Origin of the sequence: Idiomarina sp. PL1-037 (assembly GCF_034422975.1) — a bacterium.
Taxonomy (GTDB): domain Bacteria; phylum Pseudomonadota; class Gammaproteobacteria; order Enterobacterales; family Alteromonadaceae; genus Idiomarina.
The window spans coordinates 1,494,909-1,513,323 of the sequence record NZ_CP139873.1; the positions used below are offsets into that span (position 1 = coordinate 1,494,909).

An 18,415-nucleotide genomic window follows, 5' to 3' on the forward strand; every position below is an offset into this window, starting at 1 on the left:
GGTCAGTATGGACGCATTCCGTCACGTTCTAGTTGTTATAGACGCTGCAGATGAGCAGCACAAAGCATTGAAACGCGCTTTACATATGGCTCGGCTGAGCGATGCCAGATTAACACTGTTTTTGTCTATTTATGACTTTTCTTACGAAATGACAACCATGCTGTCCAGTGAGGAACGTGACGTTATGCGTTCAAATCTTATAGCGGACAGAAGAACCTGGTTAACCGACGTACTGAGCGAATTCGATACCGATTCGGTTCGTATTGATATCGATGTGGTCTGGCATAACCGACCTTTTGAAGCCATTATTAAAGAAGCGATAAAACACGAGCACGACCTCATAATAAAAGGTACTCAGGTCAGTGCAAGCTTCCAGAACTTAATTTTTACACCAACCGACTGGCATTTACTGCGAAAAGCCCCCTGCCCGGTTTTACTGGTTAAAGAACATGAGTGGCCAAGCCATGGGCAAATAATTGCTGCCGTTCATACCGGTTCGGAAGAGGAACACCATCAAGACCTGAATAAACGCATCATAGAACATGCTCAATCAATGAGTAAGGTGTTGAGTGCCAGTGTTCACCTGGTTAATGCGTATCCCAGCGCTCCCGTCAATGTAGCGGTAGAAATCCCTGAGTTTGATGTCAGCGAATACAGCGACGCGCTCGAGCAGCACCACCTTAACCGGATGGCCGCGCTGGGACGCGATTACGGCATTTCTAGCCATTATCAGCATTTGTCGCAAGGTTTGCCGGAACAGGTTATTCCCGAAGCCGCAAAACAACTCGATGCTGAACTGGTGGTATTAGGCACTATTGGCCGTACTGGGTTAAGCGCAGCCTTGTTAGGTAACACAGCTGAACACGTACTGGACGAGTTAAATTGTGATGTGTTGGCAATTAAGCCAGAAGACTTTGTCAGTCCCCTCGCTTGAGTTTAATGCCTCAGGTATAATCCGGCTCCTCATAACTTACAGATGAAATAGGTTGCAGGAGCCACTATGGCCAGTGAAAGTAAATACAGTTTCGATAAGCTACAGAAACGTATTCGTCGCGATGTGGGTAAAGCCATACAAGATTTCGGGATGATTGAAGACGGCGATCATATTATGGTCTGTCTGTCAGGCGGTAAAGACAGTTACACTTTGCTGGACACCCTCCTCTATCTGCAAAAAGTTGCTCCTGTTCGTTTTTCTCTGGTTGCGGTCAACTTGGATCAAAAGCAACCAGGTTTTCCAGAACACGTGCTTCCGGGCTATCTGGCAAAGCTTGGTGTTAACTACAAAATTGTTGAAGAAGACACCTACAGCATCGTAAAAGAAAAAATTCCCGAAGGAAAAACAACCTGCTCTTTATGCTCCCGCCTTAGACGAGGCATTTTGTATCGAACAGCCAAAGAATTAAAAGCGACTAAAATCGCTCTGGGTCATCATCGCGATGACATGATCGAAACGCTTTTTTTGAATATGTTTCACGGTGGCAAGTTGAAATCCATGCCGCCTAAATTGGCAAGCGATAACGGCGAGCATGTTGTTATTCGTCCTTTGGCTTATGCCCGTGAAAAAGAGATAGAACAATACTCTGACGCAATGGAATTCCCTATTATTCCTTGTAACTTGTGTGGCTCTCAGGAAAACCTGCAGAGAAAGCAAATAAAGCAAATGCTTAATGGGTGGGACAAACAGTTCCCGGGCAGAATTGAAAGCTTATTTACGGCAATGCAAAATGTTGTACCCTCACATTTAGCCGACAGCGCCCTGTTTGATTTTAAGGCCGTTACCGCAGACGGTGTTGCTGATGAAAATGGCGATAAAGCCTTTGATACTGACAGCTTTACTTCAAACTTTGAAACTGAAGAGAATCCTGTTTTTGCCAGCAATATTCCCATCAAGCATTTGGCCTAAACCAGATACAAAAAGAGGCTCTGAATTGAGCCTCTCTTATATTTATTCCAATATAGTTTCGCTTAAACCTTACTCTGGTTGCGGAACTTCCGGCGTACTCAATTCCTCACTGACTCGTTTCACAATGGGTCGATTGATACGAATCATTGCGCGTAGTTCATCAATATAGTCTTCTCCTCGCTCAGAATAACTTGATAAACCCGTAATTAAATCTCTTGCCAGAATATCTTCGTTATCTAAGCGCTTTTGTTCTCGCAGCAAACGTAAATCCAGATAAGCACCATGAGTATTAATATTACGCATATAACTTCTTACTGACGCATTAACCGAGTCAAATCGCGCAACTTCATGACGGCCATCTTCATCTCTTCCGGTAGGAACTAAACCACAGCCTTTGGAATAACACCATTGACCAAACAAGTTCAGTCCTTTACGTGAAAATCTGGACGTTCCCCAGCCCGATTCATTTGCAGCCTGAACGAGCACCATCATTTCCGGAATAATATCAATACGGCGTTTTAGTAAACCAAATAAATTTTCATCAATCGCAATATTGTCTTCCAGTCGATAATACTCTATCCAGTCCGCTAGCTGCTTTTTATCTGACTCAGTTAACGCATTGTTTTTAAAGCGCTCGTAAATTGCTTTAAGGTAAGCCCTGTCATGCAATATACGTATATTTTCAGCTTCAACCATTGGCAGTAAAAAGCGAAAAAACTCTTCTTTTTTTTCCGTAACATCGGTCATCGACATAAAGTCAGGTAAATCTCTGTGAACAGGCACATCGGGAATGGCCGGTAAATGAGCTGTGACTGACTGTTCAGGAGTTTCTAACGCGGTATCTTTAATAAGCCAAGGTAAAAATAATGCCGCTACACTTAATACAATAAATAGTAATATGGTTAATAATCGCATGTAATCCTCAAGCCGAAATATTCTCAGACGAGCTGTCTTTTTTGGGTTTATCAATAACGGTTACGCCAATGACTTCCCGATAGACCACTCCCAGAAGGTTATACATCATTGGCAACATCCAAATAAGGCCTAATCCAAAAGGAATAATAGCCAGAAGTAACAAGCCCGCAAGAATCAAAAATAACAAGATAAACTTAGGCAGCTTGAAATGGATGATTTTTATTGAATAGTACAAGGCGTTTAGCGGGCCCACTCCTCGCTCAATAACTAAAGGCATGGCGAGTATCAAAATAACCGTAATGTAAAGTTGTGCCAAAATAGAAACGTTTGGGTGAATCAACCCAAAGAGTTGACTGGCGACAATGCTTAACAAAGTGCTTATCAGAGCAACTGCAATTAAAGGAAACATTACATTGAACCCGTTAAAGACATCGGCGCTTTTTGTACCGATACCAACGCTGTGCTTGATGCCCATTAGCATCAAACCGCCTAACAGAGGAGCACTGATAACAGCTTGTAAAATGCTGGAAAAGTACTGAATTTTTATTGATGTTTGCAGGCTCTCAATCGAAAACACGTTCATCAAAATGAGCACCATCACCACGTTAATACCCAATAAAACCAAAAAGCCACCAATTAAAGGAGTCAGATTCGATTTGGTAATGTTAAATGCCTGCTCAAAAACTTGCCGCAACGACAGCTGATAGTTTCCTTTAAGCGATTCAACTAATGAGCCACCAATTGTTACTTTGTTATCATCCACAGAAATTCCCACACTTTTTTGATCAGTAAGATAAACTAGCGCCCGATATACTAGAGTATCCTCTGGTACGATCCAATTTAAATCGACAGAACAATCTGAGGCAGTCATGAAATCGCAGACAAAACGACCGGCAAACCCCAAGTTGGTTCTACTGAACAAGCCTTACGGCGTTTTATCTCAGTTTACCGGAGAAGAAGGCGACCAGACTTTAAAGCCGTTTATTCCCCATAACGACGTCTACCCCGCCGGGCGTCTTGATAAAGACAGCGAAGGGTTGTTGTTGCTAACCAATGACGGCGTTTATCAGGCTCGACTTGCTAATCCTAAGTACAAAGTGTGGAAAACCTATTGGGTGCAGGTAGAAGGTGATCCAAGCGAAGAGCAATTAGAGCAATTAAGAAATGGTGTCGAGCTAAACGACGGAATGACCCGCCCTGCTGAAGCCTTCGTGATGCCTGAACCAATGAACTTGTGGCCACGAAACCCTCCCGTTCGTGAGCGCAAAAGTGTTCCGGACAGCTGGCTCTGCCTTAAAATTCGCGAGGGTAAAAACCGCCAGGTTCGTCGCATGACAGCGCATGTTGGTTTGCCAACCCTACGTCTGATACGAGCCGCAGTGGGTCCTTTTCAATTAAAAACAATGCAGCCCGGGGAATGGCGTTCAGAGCCACCCGTTTGGTAACTTCCTGAGCTACCCTCGTGCGCGCTAAAATGATAGAATGCGCAGCCAATTCAGGAGCTATAGTCAGTTAGGGTTAACCTATGTCAAATGCCAGTAAAAAAGTCATTGTCGGAATGTCCGGGGGCGTCGACTCCTCCGTTTCAGCTTACCTTCTTATGCAACAGGGCTACCAGGTAGAAGGCCTGTTCATGAAGAACTGGGAAGAAGACGATACTGACGAATACTGCGCCGCTTCCGACGACTTAGCTGACGCTGAAAAAGTCTGTGAAACGCTGGGTATAGAGCTGCACACAATCAATTTCGCTGCAGAATACTGGGACAATGTATTCGAGTATTTTCTGGAAGAATACAAGGCGGGTCGCACGCCTAACCCCGACATTATGTGCAACAAAGAAATTAAATTTAAGGCCTTTCTTGAGTTTGCCGCTGACGCATTAGATGCCGATTATATTGCGACCGGACACTATGTGCGTCGTCAACGGCATGATGGCAAATGGGAAATGCTGCGGGGCTTAGACAGCAATAAAGATCAAAGCTACTTTTTGTATACCTTGAGCCACGAACACATTGCCCAGACTCTGTTCCCGGTGGGAGAACTGGAGAAACCCGAAGTTCGCCGTATTGCGGAGGAGCAAGGCCTGGTAACAGCCGATAAAAAAGACTCGACCGGCATTTGCTTTATTGGCGAGCGCAAATTTAAAGACTTTTTACAGCAATACCTTCCTGCCAAACCGGGCCCTATTGAGTCCGTTGAAGGTGAAAGCTTAGGCCAACACGAAGGCCTGATGTATCATACTCTGGGTCAGCGCAAAGGTCTGCATATAGGTGGCATGGCCGATAATTCCGGCGAACCCTGGTATGTTGTCGACAAAGATGTCGAACGTAACGTTTTAATTGTAGCGCAGGGGAAAAACCATCCGCGTCTATACTCTCAAGGCCTTATTGCCGGACAACTGCATTGGGTTAATCGAAACGCCCCATCGGAGGCCTTCGATTGCACGGTGAAAACGCGCTACCGCCAGCAGGATATTCCCTGCCGGGTTACGCCGCTTAGTGATGGTGACTTTCAGGTTCAATTTAAAGAACCGGTTGCAGCGGTTACCCCAGGCCAGTCTGCGGTATTCTACAGTAATGATGTGTGTTTAGGCGGTGGCATAATAGAGCAGCGCATTACTGACTTTGAGGTCAAGCTATGAACGAATGGCAGCAACGGGTAATTGCCTTAGCTGGTATGTCGTTAAGTGCTATGGCTGTGCAGAAGCTGGCTCGCAGCGGAGAGCTTTACCCTGAATCTATCACTGATACGCTTGTACACAGCCTTCTTCAGCAGAACCCAAATAATATAGAAGATGTATACGGCGGGCTCGATAATATTCAGCCTGGCATTCAGGCGTTTATTCGTCAGGCAGGCAATAATAAAAGTAAAGACATTGAAGTTACCCGTTATCTGGTGGGGTTGATTCACCTTTCCAGACGCTTACTAAGGCAACCTGAAATACTTGATTCACTTGGCGAGCAAATTGCTCAGGTCAAACGCCAAAAAGAAGAATTTGAGTTTGAAAGTCAACGTGTACAGCAAAGCTTAGCCGGAATTTATCGCGAACTGATAAGTCCCCTGGGACAACCCATTCGCATTAATGGTAACCCGGAGTTTTTAAAACGCGACTCAAATCAACACCATATTAGAACCTTGTTGCTAGCTGGCATTCGCAGTGCCGTGCTTTGGCAGCAAGTAGGCGGCAAGCGTCGTCATTTCGTGTTTTCTAGAAAGAAAATGTTAGATACAGCGCAGCAATTGCTGCATGTCGCATAACAATTAACGATTTAATTAACCCTCGGAGAGCCAGTTTATGTTGCCCTTTTCCTCCTTGACGGCGGTGTCACCTGTTGATGGACGATACGCCTCAAAAGCAGAAATGCTACGCCCTATTTTCAGTGAGTACGGATTGATTAAATTTCGAGTGACTGTTGAGGTTCGTTGGTTACAATTATTAGCAGACGTTGACGGTATTAAAGAAGTACCTGCGCTGAGTAAAGAAGCAACACAGATACTGAACTCCATTGTTGAGAATTTCTCGGTCGACGACGCTGAACGCATAAAAGCTATCGAGAGTACCACCAACCACGACGTGAAAGCGGTCGAGTACTTTCTGAAAGAGAAAGTGGCAGATAACGAAGAGCTGAATAAAGTGTCCGAGTTCATCCACTTTGCCTGTACGTCCGAAGACATTAATAACCTTTCTCATGGCTTAATGCTGAACACGGCTCGTGATGAAGTATTACTGCCTATGATGCAGGAGCTGGTTGACCGGGTTAAAGAACTGGCGAAAGAACACAAAGCCGTTCCTATGATGGCCCGTACACATGGGCAACCAGCAACACCAACCACAATGGGCAAAGAGTTTGCAAACGTTGCCGTGCGTTTACAGCGTCAGCTGGCACAGCTTAAAGCTGTGGATGTTATGGGCAAAATAAATGGTGCCGTCGGTAACTACAACGCGCACCTGGCAGCCTACCCTAACGTTGACTGGCACCATATTTCAGAGCAATTTGTTACTTCATTAGGCTTGAGCTGGAACGCTTACACAACGCAAATTGAACCGCATGACTACATTGCCGAATACTTTGATGCATTAGCTCGTTTTAATACTGTACTCATTGATTTTGATCGTGACGTATGGGGCTATATAGCATTGAACCACTTTAAACAGCGTACTGTTGAAGGCGAAGTTGGCTCATCAACCATGCCTCATAAAGTAAACCCTATCGACTTTGAAAACTCCGAAGGTAACCTGGGTATTGCAAACGCTGTTATGCAGCATTTAGCTCAGAAACTGCCTATTTCACGCTGGCAGCGCGACCTGACTGACTCAACCGTTTTGCGTAATTTAGGCGTGGGTGTTGCCCATACTGTTATCGCATTCCAGGCAACCTTAAAAGGTTTAAGTAAACTGGAAGTTAACGAAGCCCGTTTAGCGGCTGAGCTGGATGAAAATTGGGAATTAATGGCGGAGCCGGTACAAACTGTTATGCGTCGCTACGGTGTTGAAAAACCATACGAGAAGCTAAAGACCTTAACTCGCGGTAAGCGTATTACCAGCGATGATCTGGCGAAATTTATTGACTCTTTAGACGTACCTAACGCGGCTAAAGACGAAATGAAAGCACTGACTCCGGCTAATTATATTGGCCGTGCTACTCAATTTGTTGATGATCTTGTATGAAATTAGCTTTTGATAAAGACGACTTCTTAGCAAATTACTGGCAGAAAAAGCCTTGTCTTATCCGACAGGGCTTTGCTGATTTTACCGACCCTGTCAGCCCTGAAATTCTGGCTGGACTAGCGATGGAAGAAGGCGCTGACTCGCGGGTTATTGAATCTCGGGCGGACACTGAGTCGGGTTGGTTAGTGACTCACGGTCCATTTGAGGACTACGAAAAGTTCGGAGAAACCGACTGGACTTTATTGGTGCAGTCAGTAAACGAGTGGCTACCGGACGTAGGTGAATTGATAACACCTTTCCGCTTTCTGCCCGACTGGCGCATTGATGACGTTATGGTCAGTTTTTCCTGTGAAAACGGCGGTGTTGGCCCTCATCTGGATCAGTACGATGTTTTTATTGTTCAGGGCGCAGGCTCCCGGCATTGGCGGGTTGGCGACCGACAAGCAATGCAGGAACATCAGCCTGCGGAAGATCTCTGTCAGATAAAAGGTGAATTCGAAGCGGTTATCGATGAGCATCTGACTGCCGGCGACGTTTTATATATTCCTGCTGGGTGTCCTCATGACGGAGTTTCGCTGGAGCCATCTTTAAACTACTCTGTTGGCTTTCGTGCTCCATCGAAAGCCGAGCTACTGTTGCAGTTAGGTGATATTGCGATGCAACAGGAGTTAATGCAGGAGCGTTATCAGGACCCAACTCTTAGCAGCAAAGACGTTTCATGGATTATTGAGGAAAAACAGCTAAGTGCATTAAAGCAGTTTCTAAAAGATGCTTTGGCAAGCGAAGGCACTGATGCATTACTAGCAAAAATCATTTCCCAGTCTAAACGCCCTCTTCCCGAACCAGAGTTGCCGACCACCGCTGAGCAAATTCCGACTCTGCTCGCGCAACAAAATGCGTTTATTGAAAAAGCTTCGGGTGCCCGTTTCTTAAAACTTAGCGATACGCAGTTTTACGGCAATGGTGAAGCTTTTCACGTTTCACAAGAAGCTTTAACTACAGCGGAATGGCTGGCGCAATTGCAAGGCTCTGAAACTCTTGAAGAACTAGCTAAGCTGGCGAAATCATCAGCCGAGTATGAGCTCATTGCCGAAGCCATTAATCAGGGAATCATCTACTTATACATTGACGAATCTTAAGTGATTCTGTGTAAACAAGAGTTGATAAACGCCTGTTTAAATACCTAAATTTATTCACTCAACAAAGTAGCGCGGACCTTTTCTAAATGGTAATGTTCGCGCAATTTTTGAAGCAATAAGGAATTGAATTTCATGTCTTTATACGAGCATCCCGAATTTGATCACCATGAGCAAGTGGTGTTTTGTCATGATCAGGAATCAGGCTTAAAAGCCATTATTGCCATCCACGATACAACTCTAGGCCCGAGCCTTGGCGGTACTCGTTTATGGAATTATGCTTCTTCAGCAGAAGCGCTAACAGACGTACTGAGATTGTCTCGTGGTATGACTTATAAAAGCGCAATGGCCGGGCTGCCGTTAGGTGGTGGTAAAGCGGTTATTATCGGTGATGCCAAGAAAATCAAAAGCGAAGAACTCTTCCGTGCTTATGGCCGCTTTATCGAATCTTTAGGCGGTCGTTACATTACCGCTGAAGACGTCAATATTCGCACTGAAGACATCGGTATGGTCGCAAAAGAGACCAGCCACGTTGCCGGTACAGCAGAAAAAGCTGGCGACCCTTCACCGCACACAGCATTGGGTACTTACCTTGGTCTAAAAGCGGCAGCAAAACACAAATTAGGTAACGAAGATCTTAAAGGCGTTAAAATCGCCGTTCAGGGCCTGGGAGCTGTTGGCTACGATTTCGCTAAGCATTGTGCAGAAGAAGGCGCTGAACTAATTGTTACCGATATAAACGAAGAAGCCATCGAGCGCGCCGTTAAAGAACTGGGAGCAAAAGCTGTTGGTCTTGATGAAATCTACGACGTAGAAGCTGACGTATACGCGCCATGTGCTTTAGGTGCTACTATCAATGACGAAACGTTAAAGCAGCTGAAAGTTAAAGTTATTGCAGGAAGCGCGAATAACCAGTTAGCCAACCCTAAACATGATCAAGCAGTAAAAGACATGGGCATCCTTTACGCACCTGATTATGTAATTAATGCCGGTGGTGTTATTCATGTGTGCTCTGAAGCCGCTAATATGAGCCTGGAAGAAACCGATAAACGTGTTCGTGGTATCTACGAAACCTTAGATCAGCTTTTTGCTCGCGCAAACGACGAAGACCGTCCTACGGGAGCTGTTGCAGACCAAATGGCTCGAGAAATCATCGCCAAAGGTAAACAGTAAAATAAAAGCCTGAATTAACTCAGGCTTTGTAATATTATCTCAAGCGGGTGTCTCACCCGCTTTTCTTCTAAACGCTTTATTTGTGAGCGACACGAAAATCCAGTAACCAGTACTCCGCTGCTCCCGTACTCCTGAACCGCTTGTTGCCAGCCCATCTGATAAAGTCCCCGGCTGTCTTCCTGGTTCTGTTTCTCATGACCGAATGTACCGGCCATACCGCAACAGCCCACATTAACAATATCCAGTTTTAGCCCCAGGTTTTGGAATAAGGCCTGCCATTGTTTGGCGGACTCAGGTACGAAGCTCTGCTCGGTGCAGTGCAATAGCAGGCCGTAACGACTGGTACTAAATGAACTCATATCATCAAAATTTAAAGTATTAAGCCATTCTACAACCGTCATTACGTTAACTTCGGGCAATTGCCCATCCCGCGCCTTGCGATACTCGTCCCGGAATATCAATGCCGTAGAGCTGTCGGGCCCAATTAAAGAAATACCAGCATCAGAAACTGGTTTTAACTGTTTAGTCACTTTATCGGCTGTTTTCTCAAAGTCACTGATGAAGCCTTTTACGTGCTGAGCTTTACCATGACCTATAAACGGCATTAAAACTGGCGTGTAACCTAACTTGCTAATAAGCAGCCCCAGTTTTACGACAAGATCAGCTTCGTAGAATGTTGTGAAAGGGTCCTGCGCAATAACCACCGCCTTTGACTTCTCTTCCTCAGTCAGGCTCATTACCTGCTCTGTCGTTAACTCTATAAGCCCGTTTTGGCGCCAGGCCGATCTTAAGTTGGGCGTTGAGAACAACGGCGTATCGACGTAGCCAATACCATATTTGAGTACAAACCGGCTTAACGGATTATTAATCAGTAAATTACTCAGCCTGGGAAACTTACTCGCTACAGGAGCAGTCTTTTCAATACCCTTGACCAGATAGTCTTTTAACGGACGAGCGTATTTACTGTAGTAATGATCATAAAAACGAGCGCGGAACGTCGGGACGTCGACACTGACCGGGCACTGGTTAGTACATGCCTTGCAAGCCAGACATTTGTCCATGGACTCTTTCACTTCGTGGCTAAAATCATTTTTTGTCGTAAAGCGGTTTAGTTGACGTTTCGCAAAGCCTACTGACTCCGGCTTTTCAGCCGCGTTATAGCCGGCGTTGTGCGTAAGTCGTAACCATTCACGTAAAAGCCCTGCCCGCCCTTTGGGTGAATAACGACGATCCCTCGTTACTTTATAAGAGGGGCACATAGCAGACTTAGGATCGTAATTAAAGCACAAGCCATTACCGTTACAATCCATCGCGTTTTTATAGCTGTCGCGTGTAGCTATCGGTATTTGGCGATCAAAGAATCCGCGCTTAACGGCATCGACAGAGATAAGCTCGGCATCAGTGTTAAGCGGTGTACAAATTTTCCCCGGGTTTAGCTGGTTAAAGGGGTCAAAGCTCGCCTTAATTTTTTGCAATTCGGTATAGAGATGCTCGCCAAAAAATGCCGGTACGTACTCCGAGCGATACCCTTTACCGTGTTCGCCCCACATGAGTCCACCGTACTTTTGTGTCAGTTCGGCAACTTTATCACTGATCTGCCTGAGCATAACTTCATCTTCTGGCTCACACAGGTCAAGCGCCGGGCGCACATGCAAAACTCCGGCATCTGCATGGCCAAACATGCCATAATGCAGGCCGTTAGCGTCTAAAAGAGCACGGAACTCGTTAATAAAATCAGCCAGTTTTTCCGGCGGTACAGCGGTGTCTTCTGCAAAAGCGACGGGCTTGCGGCGTCCTTTAGTTGCGCCCAGCAAGCCCACCGATTTTTTCCGCATCGCATAAATAAGCTGGATGCTGGGCAAGTCATCACAGACTTGATAACCAATAACCCCTTTGCTGTCTTTGCTTTTAATCAGCTTATCCAGACGTTGAGTTAAAGAGCTCACTTTACTGTCTATTTCTTCCTGATTTAACCCGGTGAACTCAACCATGTTGATGCCATCCATGCGCTGACCTTCGACATCAGACAACAGCGGCTCAACCGACTTCCAAATTATATCCTGACGGGCAAGGTTCAGTACGGTACTGTCAACTGTCTCTACTGAGGTTGCTTTGGCATCAACTAAAAAAGGTGAATTTTCTAAAGCCGCCTGGAAATTTGAGTACTTTACGTTCACCAACACCCGATGTTTGGGAATAGGAGTAATATTCAGACGAGCTTCGCTGACAAAGCCCAATGTTCCCTCTGAGCCCGCAATGATTCGCGAAACATCTATTTTCTGCTGCTCGGCATTATAGGAATGTTTCAAGTCATAACCGGTTAAAAACCGATTCAGCGGCGGAAATTTATCACGAATATTCTCAGCTTCGCCCACACAGGTACCAATAACCTGCTTGTAAACTCGGGCTATACGATTATCCTGCCGCGCAATAGTTTCCGCCTGTTCAAGCGAGACCGGGCCGCTATCCAGCACAGAGCCGTCCAGCAACACGGTTTTCAGACCAAGAATGTGGTCGCTGGTTTTCCCATAAACCAAAGAGCCCTGACCAGATGCGTCAGTATTGATCATTCCACCAAGCGTGGCACGATTACTGGTCGATAAGTCAGGTGAAAAGAAATAGCCGTGTGGGCGCAAAATGTCGTTGAGCTGATCTTTTACGACACCAGCCTGTACTCGCACCCAGCCCTCTTTTGAATTAACTTCCAACACTTTATTCATGTGGCGACTTAAGTCCACCACAATACCGGAAGTTAAAGACTGACCATTGGTGCCGGTGCCACCTCCACGGGGAGAGAACTGCACACTGCTATTGTTTTCCTGACCTGCAAGCTTCATCAGCAAGACAAGATCAGTTTGATTAAGAGGATACAAAACGGCCTGAGGCAGGTTTTGATAAACGCTGTTATCCGTGGCCGCGATTAAACGGCCCGAATAACTCACGTCAATTTCACCTGCAAACTCTGAGCTTCTTACCTGCTCAATAAAGTGCCGGTAGTCATTTGGTAACGCATTCTCAGCAGCAATCTCAGGTAATACAGTCATACTTATAAGTTTTCCGCTAGGTACATCCAGGTTTCAATAACGGTGTCTGGGTTCAGCGAGACCGAATCAATGCCCTGATCAACTAACCAGGCTGCAAAATCAGGATGATCCGACGGTCCCTGACCACAAATACCAACGTACTTACCGCGTTTTTTCGCCGTTTGAATGGCCATTGCCAGCAGTTTCTTCACAGCTTCGTTACGCTCATCAAATAAGTGCGCGATAACACCAGAATCACGATCCAAGCCTAAAGTTAACTGGGTTAAATCATTAGAACCAATCGAAAAACCGTCGAAGATGTCGAGAAATTCGTCAGCCAGCAAAGCGTTAGAGGGCAGCTCGCACATCATAATAACGCGTAAACCATTTTCGCCCTGAACCAGCCCCTGCTCGGCCAAAAGTTCGATAACCTTGCGACCTTCTTCAAGGGTTCTTACGAACGGGATCATGATTTCGATATTGGTCAGACCCATATCGTTACGAACGCGTTTAATTGCTTCACACTCTAATGCAAAGCAGTCACGGAACTCTTCAGAGATATAACGAGACGCACCACGGAAGCCCAGCATTGGGTTTTCTTCGCCAGGCTCATACTGCTTTCCGCCAATAAGATTGGCGTACTCGTTCGACTTAAAGTCAGACATACGCACAATAACGCGTTCTGGCGAAAATGCAGCACCTAAAGTAGAAATACCTTCGGCTAAACGCGCTACGTAGTATTCCCGAGGGCTGCTGTAACCGGCCATCATGCTATCAATCGTCTGTTTCAGTTCGTCACTTTGCTGTTCATAATTAAGTAAGGCTTTAGGGTGAACGCCTATCATGCGGTTAATAATGAACTCGAGACGAGCAAGGCCAATACCCGCATGCGGCAGGCCGGCAAAATCGAAGGCTCTGTCCGGATTACCCACGTTCATCATAATTTTCAGTGGTAGATCCGGCATAGCGTCTATCTGTGACTCGGTAATATCAAAGTCCAGTTCACCCTGGTAGATATAACCGGTGTCTCCCTCAGCACAAGAAACTGTAACGGCCTGACCATTACTGATATGGTCAGTTGCATCACCGCAACCAACTACCGCTGGAATGCCCAGTTCGCGTGCAATAATTGCTGCATGGCAAGTACGACCACCGCGGTTAGTAACAATGGCGGCCGCGCGTTTCATAATTGGTTCCCAGTCGGGGTCGGTCATATCGGTCACTAATACGTCGCCCGGCTGCACTTTGTCCATTTCGCTAATGTCGTTCAAAACACGAGCAACACCACGACCAATACGTTGGCCAATAGCACGCCCTGTGCAGACGACGTCACTTTTTGCTTTTAACGCAAAACGTTCAATGGCTTGCCCTTTTTGGTTCGACTGAACGGTTTCCGGACGTGCCTGAACAATGTAAAGCTTTCCGTCGACGCCATCTTTTGCCCATTCAATGTCCATTGGACGACCATAATGGTCTTCAATGATTAGAGCTTGTTTAGCCAGTATCTCGACTTCTTCGTCGGTTACCGAGAATGTCTGACTTTTAGCTGAATCGATGTCTTCAATTAATGTCTGCTTTCCATGTTCTCTGTCGTCAGAAAAAATCATCTGGATTCTCTTACTACCCAAGGTTCTGCGCAGCACTGAAGGACGCCCTGCGTTTAACGTTGGCTTATGTACGTAGAATTCATCAGGGTTAACTGCACCCTGCACGACCATCTCACCGAGACCGTATGATGAAGTAATGAAAACCACGTCATCAAAGCCCGATTCTGTATCAATGCTGAACATAACCCCGGAAGACGCGATATCACTACGAACCATACGTTGTATACCAGCCGACAACGCAACACCGCGGTGGTCGTAGCCCTGGTGAACACGATAGGAAATAGCGCGGTCGTTAAACAACGAAGCAAACACATGTTTAATGGCTTCCATAACGCTACCCAGGCCACGTACGTTCAGGAAAGTTTCCTGCTGCCCGGCAAATGAAGCATCCGGCATATCTTCTGCCGTGGCAGAACTACGTACCGCAAAGCTGAATTCGTCATTGTTTTCACTTAACTCAGCAAAAGCGTCTTTAATGGCCGTTTCAAATTCCGGCTGGAACGGTGTATCAATAATCCACTGACGAATTTTCTTCCCAGCCTGTGCTAATGCCTGAACATCATCAACATCAAGCGTGTCGAGCAAATCGTGAATACGATCGTTTAAGCCACTTTGCTCCAGAAACTGGTTATAGGCATCAGCCGTTGTTGCAAAACCACCGGGCACTTCAACTCCTGCTCCGGCTAAGTTACTGATCATCTCACCCAGCGAGGCATTTTTGCCTCCAACTCGGTTTACGTCCTGCATTCCCAGATGTTGGTACCAAACTACGTATTCTTGCACGTCACAATCCTTAATTGATTTTTCGGCATGGAAGTGACATCTATTTTACACGCTGTGGCCCAACAAGTTAATATCGAACCTACAATCGCTTAAAAAGAGATTCACCAGTGCGCTACGCATTTTACATTTCAGACGGTACAGCATTAACCGCCGAAGCCTTTGGCCACGCGCTTTTGTCGATGTTTCCGGTTAATTTTGAACACAAAACATTGCCTTTTATCGATAGTCAGGAAAAAGCAAATGAGGTGTGTAAAACAATAAAAAAAGCCGTTTCCGACAGTGGTGAGCCGCCTTTAATCTTTCATACTTTCGTTAACGAGAAGCTAAAAGCAAAAATTACCAACTGCGGGGGCATCTGCTACGACTTTTTAGATCACTTTGTGGCTCCTGTCGCAAAAGAGTTAGACGTTAAAGCTGAACCCAAAACCCACCGTACTCATGGTGTGCATAAAAATTATAATTTCCGAATAGACGCTATTAATTACGCGCTGGATAATGATGATGGAAAACGCTTAAACCAACTCGATAAAGCTGACCTGATTTTGATTGGCGTATCGCGTACAGGAAAGACCCCGACCAGCTTATATCTGGCAATGCAATACGGAATTAAAGTTGCCAACTATCCTTTAACCGACGATGACGACTTCGAACGATTACAGTTACCTAAAGAATTAAAACTGCATCGCCATAAACTATTTGGATTGACCTTGTCGTCCCAGCGTTTACATGAAATTAGGAGTCAAAGACGGGAAGGCAGTCAGTACGCCTCTATGGCGCAATGTCGGTTTGAACTCGCTGAAGTTGAAAGGCTCTATAGCCGCGAGGCCGTACCTTTTATCAACTCAACTCATTATTCAGTAGAAGAAATAGCCGCAAAAATTCTGGCTAAAACGAACTTAGAGCGGCATCGTTATTAATGCCGCTCTAACGTTCTTAAAATTGAACACTTTATTTAGCGTTGGTGCTTTCAAATATTTTGTCCGCCGACGCTGCAACAAAGCCGGTATACAGTTTGCCTTCTTCAATTTCGTAGCGCTTAGCAAATTCATAGAAGCAACTGGGGATCTCGACAGTCTTATCAGAAAACTCAACTGGATGGCGGTCAGCCATAGTTGATGATTGTTCCAGATAAACTTCTGGAGACCCTTTTATTTCGCCGCCAGACGTATTCAGTTTGAAACCATTGTCTTTCAACTTCTGGTTGACCTGCTCAAGCGTTTTATAGCCTGGTAACTGATTAACGCTTACCGTAAAGTGGTTTGCGCAATAGCCAAATGCAGCCATCCACGCAGCGTACTCACTTTCTTCAAGCAATGACTGGTAATCGGCATAACTGACTTTCCAGTGCGTACCTGAATAAAGAAAGTCCGACTTTTTGGTGTCTTCAGCCGAAACCTGAGCCACCATATCTTTAACTTTGCTTTGCAACTCATCAGAAAATTCAGCTGTCATTAATTCGCTGATAAATACTTTTGGTAATTCAGGGTCTTCGTGCTCAAAATGTTTTGCGCGCAGTTTTTTCGCTTCAAAGTGATAGTCACCACCCTCTTTGTAACCTAAGTCCAGAAAATGCTGTGCCAGTACTTCCAGACCAACCGGACTGATATCAAAGGTACGAAAAGCAACGTGATCGTTAACGATCGGATGCCCTTCTCCTAAAATTTGATGCACCTTTTTTGCTGAAGGTGTGCGCGATAAATAATCTTGCCACAAGTTTTCAAATAACACTTCTACCTGTTGCGACATATAAAAATATACCTCTTAAATATCCGATTATAAGGAGTCTATCAGCCCGCGCCGTTGCGGGCTGCTTTCAATGATTCTGCGACTAAAAACGCTAATTCCAGCACTTGATCAGCATTCAGTCGTGGATCGCACTGAGTGCGGTAACGACTGGATAAATCTGCCTCACTTATGCGGTAGGCACCACCAGTACATTCTGTAACATCTTCACCGGTCATTTCCAGATGGATGCCGCCCGGATAAGTACCTTCAGCTTGATGAATCGCAAAGAAATGTCTTAATTCTTTATGTATGGCGTCAAAATTCCGGGTTTTCAAGCCATTATCGGCTTTAATCGTATTGCCATGCATCGGGTCGCTTGACCAGACGACATTACGGCCTTCCTGTTTTACACGACGCACCAATTCGGGCAATTTATTCGCAAGGTTATCGGCGCCCATACGGGTAATTAATGTTAAACGTCCTGGTTCGTTGTCAGGGTTCAATGCGTCAATTAACTCAATGAGCTCATCCCCTTGCATGGTTGGGCCCACCTTTACCCCAACCGGGTTATGAATGCCACGCATAAATTCAACATGAGCCTGATCCAGTTTACGAGTACGTTCACCAATCCAGACCATATGCGCTGAGCAGTCGTACGGTAAACCCGTTAATGTGTCGGTGCGGGTCAATGCCTGTTCATAAGGCAACAACAACGCCTCATGCGAGGTGAATAGCGAAGTCTCGTGAATGGCCGCGTTATTTTCTGAATTAATTCCCAATACTTCCATAAAGCGCAGCGCTGACTGAATTTCTTCGGCTATTTTCTGGTAACGCTCTTTTAACGGATTTGAAGCTATAAAGCTTAAGTTCCACTTATGCACTTTGTGTAAGTTTGCCAGACCGCCCTGCGCGAACGCACGCAACAAATTCATGGTCGCAGCAGAGTGATGATAAGCTTTAAGCATGCGCTCAGGGTCTGGCTGACGAGCTACTGTGTCAAATTCTGAACCATTAATGATGTCACCACGGTAACTGGGCAAACTGAGGTCGCCAATGGTTTCAAAGTCACTGGAGCGCGGCTTCGCATATTGACCAGCCATGCGTGCAACTTTTGTTACCGGACATGAGCCTGCAAACGTCATGACAATGGCCATTTGCAGGATAACCTTAAAAGTGTCACGAATTTTTGGTGCATTAAAGTCACTAAAAGATTCAGCGCAATCACCGCCTTGCAGCAGGAACCCTTCTCCTACACAGACATTTTTTAACTGATTTCTTAACGCTCGTATCTCTTCTGCGAACACCAGAGGCGGGAACTGACTCAGTTGCTGTTCTACAGCTTGCAACTGTGACGGATCTGAATACTTAGGTTGTTGTTCTATTGGCTTATCGCGCCAACTGCGCGCACTCCATTGGGCCATAACAAAAAATTATCCGCTTTATCGGTAAGTAAGAGTTAAGAATGTACCTCTGTATCCCTT

Annotated in this window: 15 protein-coding genes; 9 read left to right on the top strand and 6 right to left on the bottom strand. The window is 45.6% G+C overall.

Translation table 11 applies throughout. From position 1 onward, the window contains the following. Window positions 1-7: 7 nt before the first annotated feature. Both uspE and ttcA read left to right on the top strand, forming a co-directional pair. On the top strand, window positions 8-934 hold the full coding sequence (gene uspE, locus U0358_RS06995; RefSeq protein WP_322405760.1) for a universal stress protein UspE: 927 nt from the start codon (window positions 8-10) through the stop codon (window positions 932-934). Between the two features lie 66 nt (window positions 935-1,000). Then, complete coding sequence (ttcA, locus tag U0358_RS07000; RefSeq protein WP_322405761.1) at window positions 1,001-1,903, top strand: tRNA 2-thiocytidine(32) synthetase TtcA; 903 nt, start codon at window positions 1,001-1,003, stop codon at window positions 1,901-1,903. 69 nt (window positions 1,904-1,972) lie between these two features. On the opposite strand, the gene U0358_RS07005 is transcribed toward ttcA, so the two are convergent. After that, on the bottom strand, window positions 1,973-2,818 hold the full coding sequence (locus U0358_RS07005) for a glucosaminidase domain-containing protein (RefSeq protein ID WP_322405762.1): 846 nt from the start codon (window positions 2,816-2,818) through the stop codon (window positions 1,973-1,975). 7 nt (window positions 2,819-2,825) lie between these two features. Further along, a complete protein-coding gene (locus tag U0358_RS07010; RefSeq protein WP_322405763.1) occupies window positions 2,826-3,581 on the bottom strand; it encodes a hypothetical protein in 756 nt (251 codons plus the stop codon). 106 nt (window positions 3,582-3,687) lie between these two features. Between U0358_RS07010 and U0358_RS07015 the strand changes: the two genes are divergently transcribed. From U0358_RS07015 to U0358_RS07040, 6 genes are all read left to right on the top strand, one after another. Then, complete coding sequence (locus U0358_RS07015; RefSeq protein WP_011234555.1) at window positions 3,688-4,263, top strand: pseudouridine synthase; 576 nt, start codon at window positions 3,688-3,690, stop codon at window positions 4,261-4,263. Window positions 4,264-4,343: 80 nt separating this feature from the next. Continuing rightward, on the top strand, window positions 4,344-5,459 hold the full coding sequence (gene mnmA, locus U0358_RS07020; RefSeq protein ID WP_317496948.1) for a tRNA 2-thiouridine(34) synthase MnmA: 1,116 nt from the start codon (window positions 4,344-4,346) through the stop codon (window positions 5,457-5,459). Next, window positions 5,456-6,076 (top strand): high frequency lysogenization protein HflD, encoded by a 621-nt coding sequence (gene hflD / locus U0358_RS07025; RefSeq protein WP_317496949.1) that lies wholly within the window; start codon window positions 5,456-5,458, stop codon window positions 6,074-6,076. Before mnmA ends, hflD begins: the two co-directional genes overlap by 4 nt. A gap of 40 nt (window positions 6,077-6,116) precedes the next feature. Further along, on the top strand, window positions 6,117-7,487 hold the full coding sequence (purB, locus tag U0358_RS07030) for an adenylosuccinate lyase (RefSeq protein ID WP_322407467.1): 1,371 nt from the start codon (window positions 6,117-6,119) through the stop codon (window positions 7,485-7,487). After that, window positions 7,484-8,626 (top strand): cupin domain-containing protein, encoded by a 1,143-nt coding sequence (locus tag U0358_RS07035; protein ID WP_317496950.1) that lies wholly within the window; start codon window positions 7,484-7,486, stop codon window positions 8,624-8,626. The genes purB and U0358_RS07035 overlap by 4 nt, the downstream gene beginning before the upstream one ends. Before the next feature lie 132 nt (window positions 8,627-8,758). Beyond that, complete coding sequence (locus U0358_RS07040; protein ID WP_322405764.1) at window positions 8,759-9,796, top strand: Glu/Leu/Phe/Val dehydrogenase dimerization domain-containing protein; 1,038 nt, start codon at window positions 8,759-8,761, stop codon at window positions 9,794-9,796. A 14-nt stretch (window positions 9,797-9,810) separates the two neighbouring features. Here U0358_RS07040 and U0358_RS07045 read toward each other — a convergent pair whose 3' ends face one another. Both U0358_RS07045 and ppsA read right to left on the bottom strand, forming a co-directional pair. Next, window positions 9,811-12,840: a D-2-hydroxyglutarate dehydrogenase YdiJ gene (locus tag U0358_RS07045; RefSeq protein WP_322405765.1), complete on the bottom strand. Its 3,030-nt coding sequence runs from the start codon at window positions 12,838-12,840 to the stop codon at window positions 9,811-9,813. Between the two features lie 2 nt (window positions 12,841-12,842). Continuing rightward, window positions 12,843-15,209 carry a phosphoenolpyruvate synthase gene (gene ppsA / locus U0358_RS07050; RefSeq protein WP_322405766.1) on the bottom strand — a complete coding sequence of 789 codons (2,367 nt, stop codon included), beginning with the start codon at window positions 15,207-15,209 and terminating at the stop codon, window positions 12,843-12,845. 107 nt (window positions 15,210-15,316) lie between these two features. Here ppsA and U0358_RS07055 point away from each other — a divergent pair, with 107 nt between their 5' ends. Then, window positions 15,317-16,126, top strand: a complete 810-nt coding sequence (locus tag U0358_RS07055; protein WP_317496954.1) for a posphoenolpyruvate synthetase regulatory kinase/phosphorylase PpsR — start codon at window positions 15,317-15,319, stop codon at window positions 16,124-16,126. A 31-nt stretch (window positions 16,127-16,157) separates the two neighbouring features. Here the strand turns inward: U0358_RS07055 and U0358_RS07060 are convergent, their stop codons facing one another. Next, window positions 16,158-16,955: a DUF1338 domain-containing protein gene (locus U0358_RS07060; RefSeq protein ID WP_322405767.1), complete on the bottom strand. Its 798-nt coding sequence runs from the start codon at window positions 16,953-16,955 to the stop codon at window positions 16,158-16,160. Window positions 16,956-16,996: 41 nt separating this feature from the next. Then, on the bottom strand, window positions 16,997-18,355 hold the full coding sequence (locus tag U0358_RS07065) for a class II 3-deoxy-7-phosphoheptulonate synthase (protein WP_322405768.1): 1,359 nt from the start codon (window positions 18,353-18,355) through the stop codon (window positions 16,997-16,999). Window positions 18,356-18,415 lie beyond the last annotated feature (60 nt).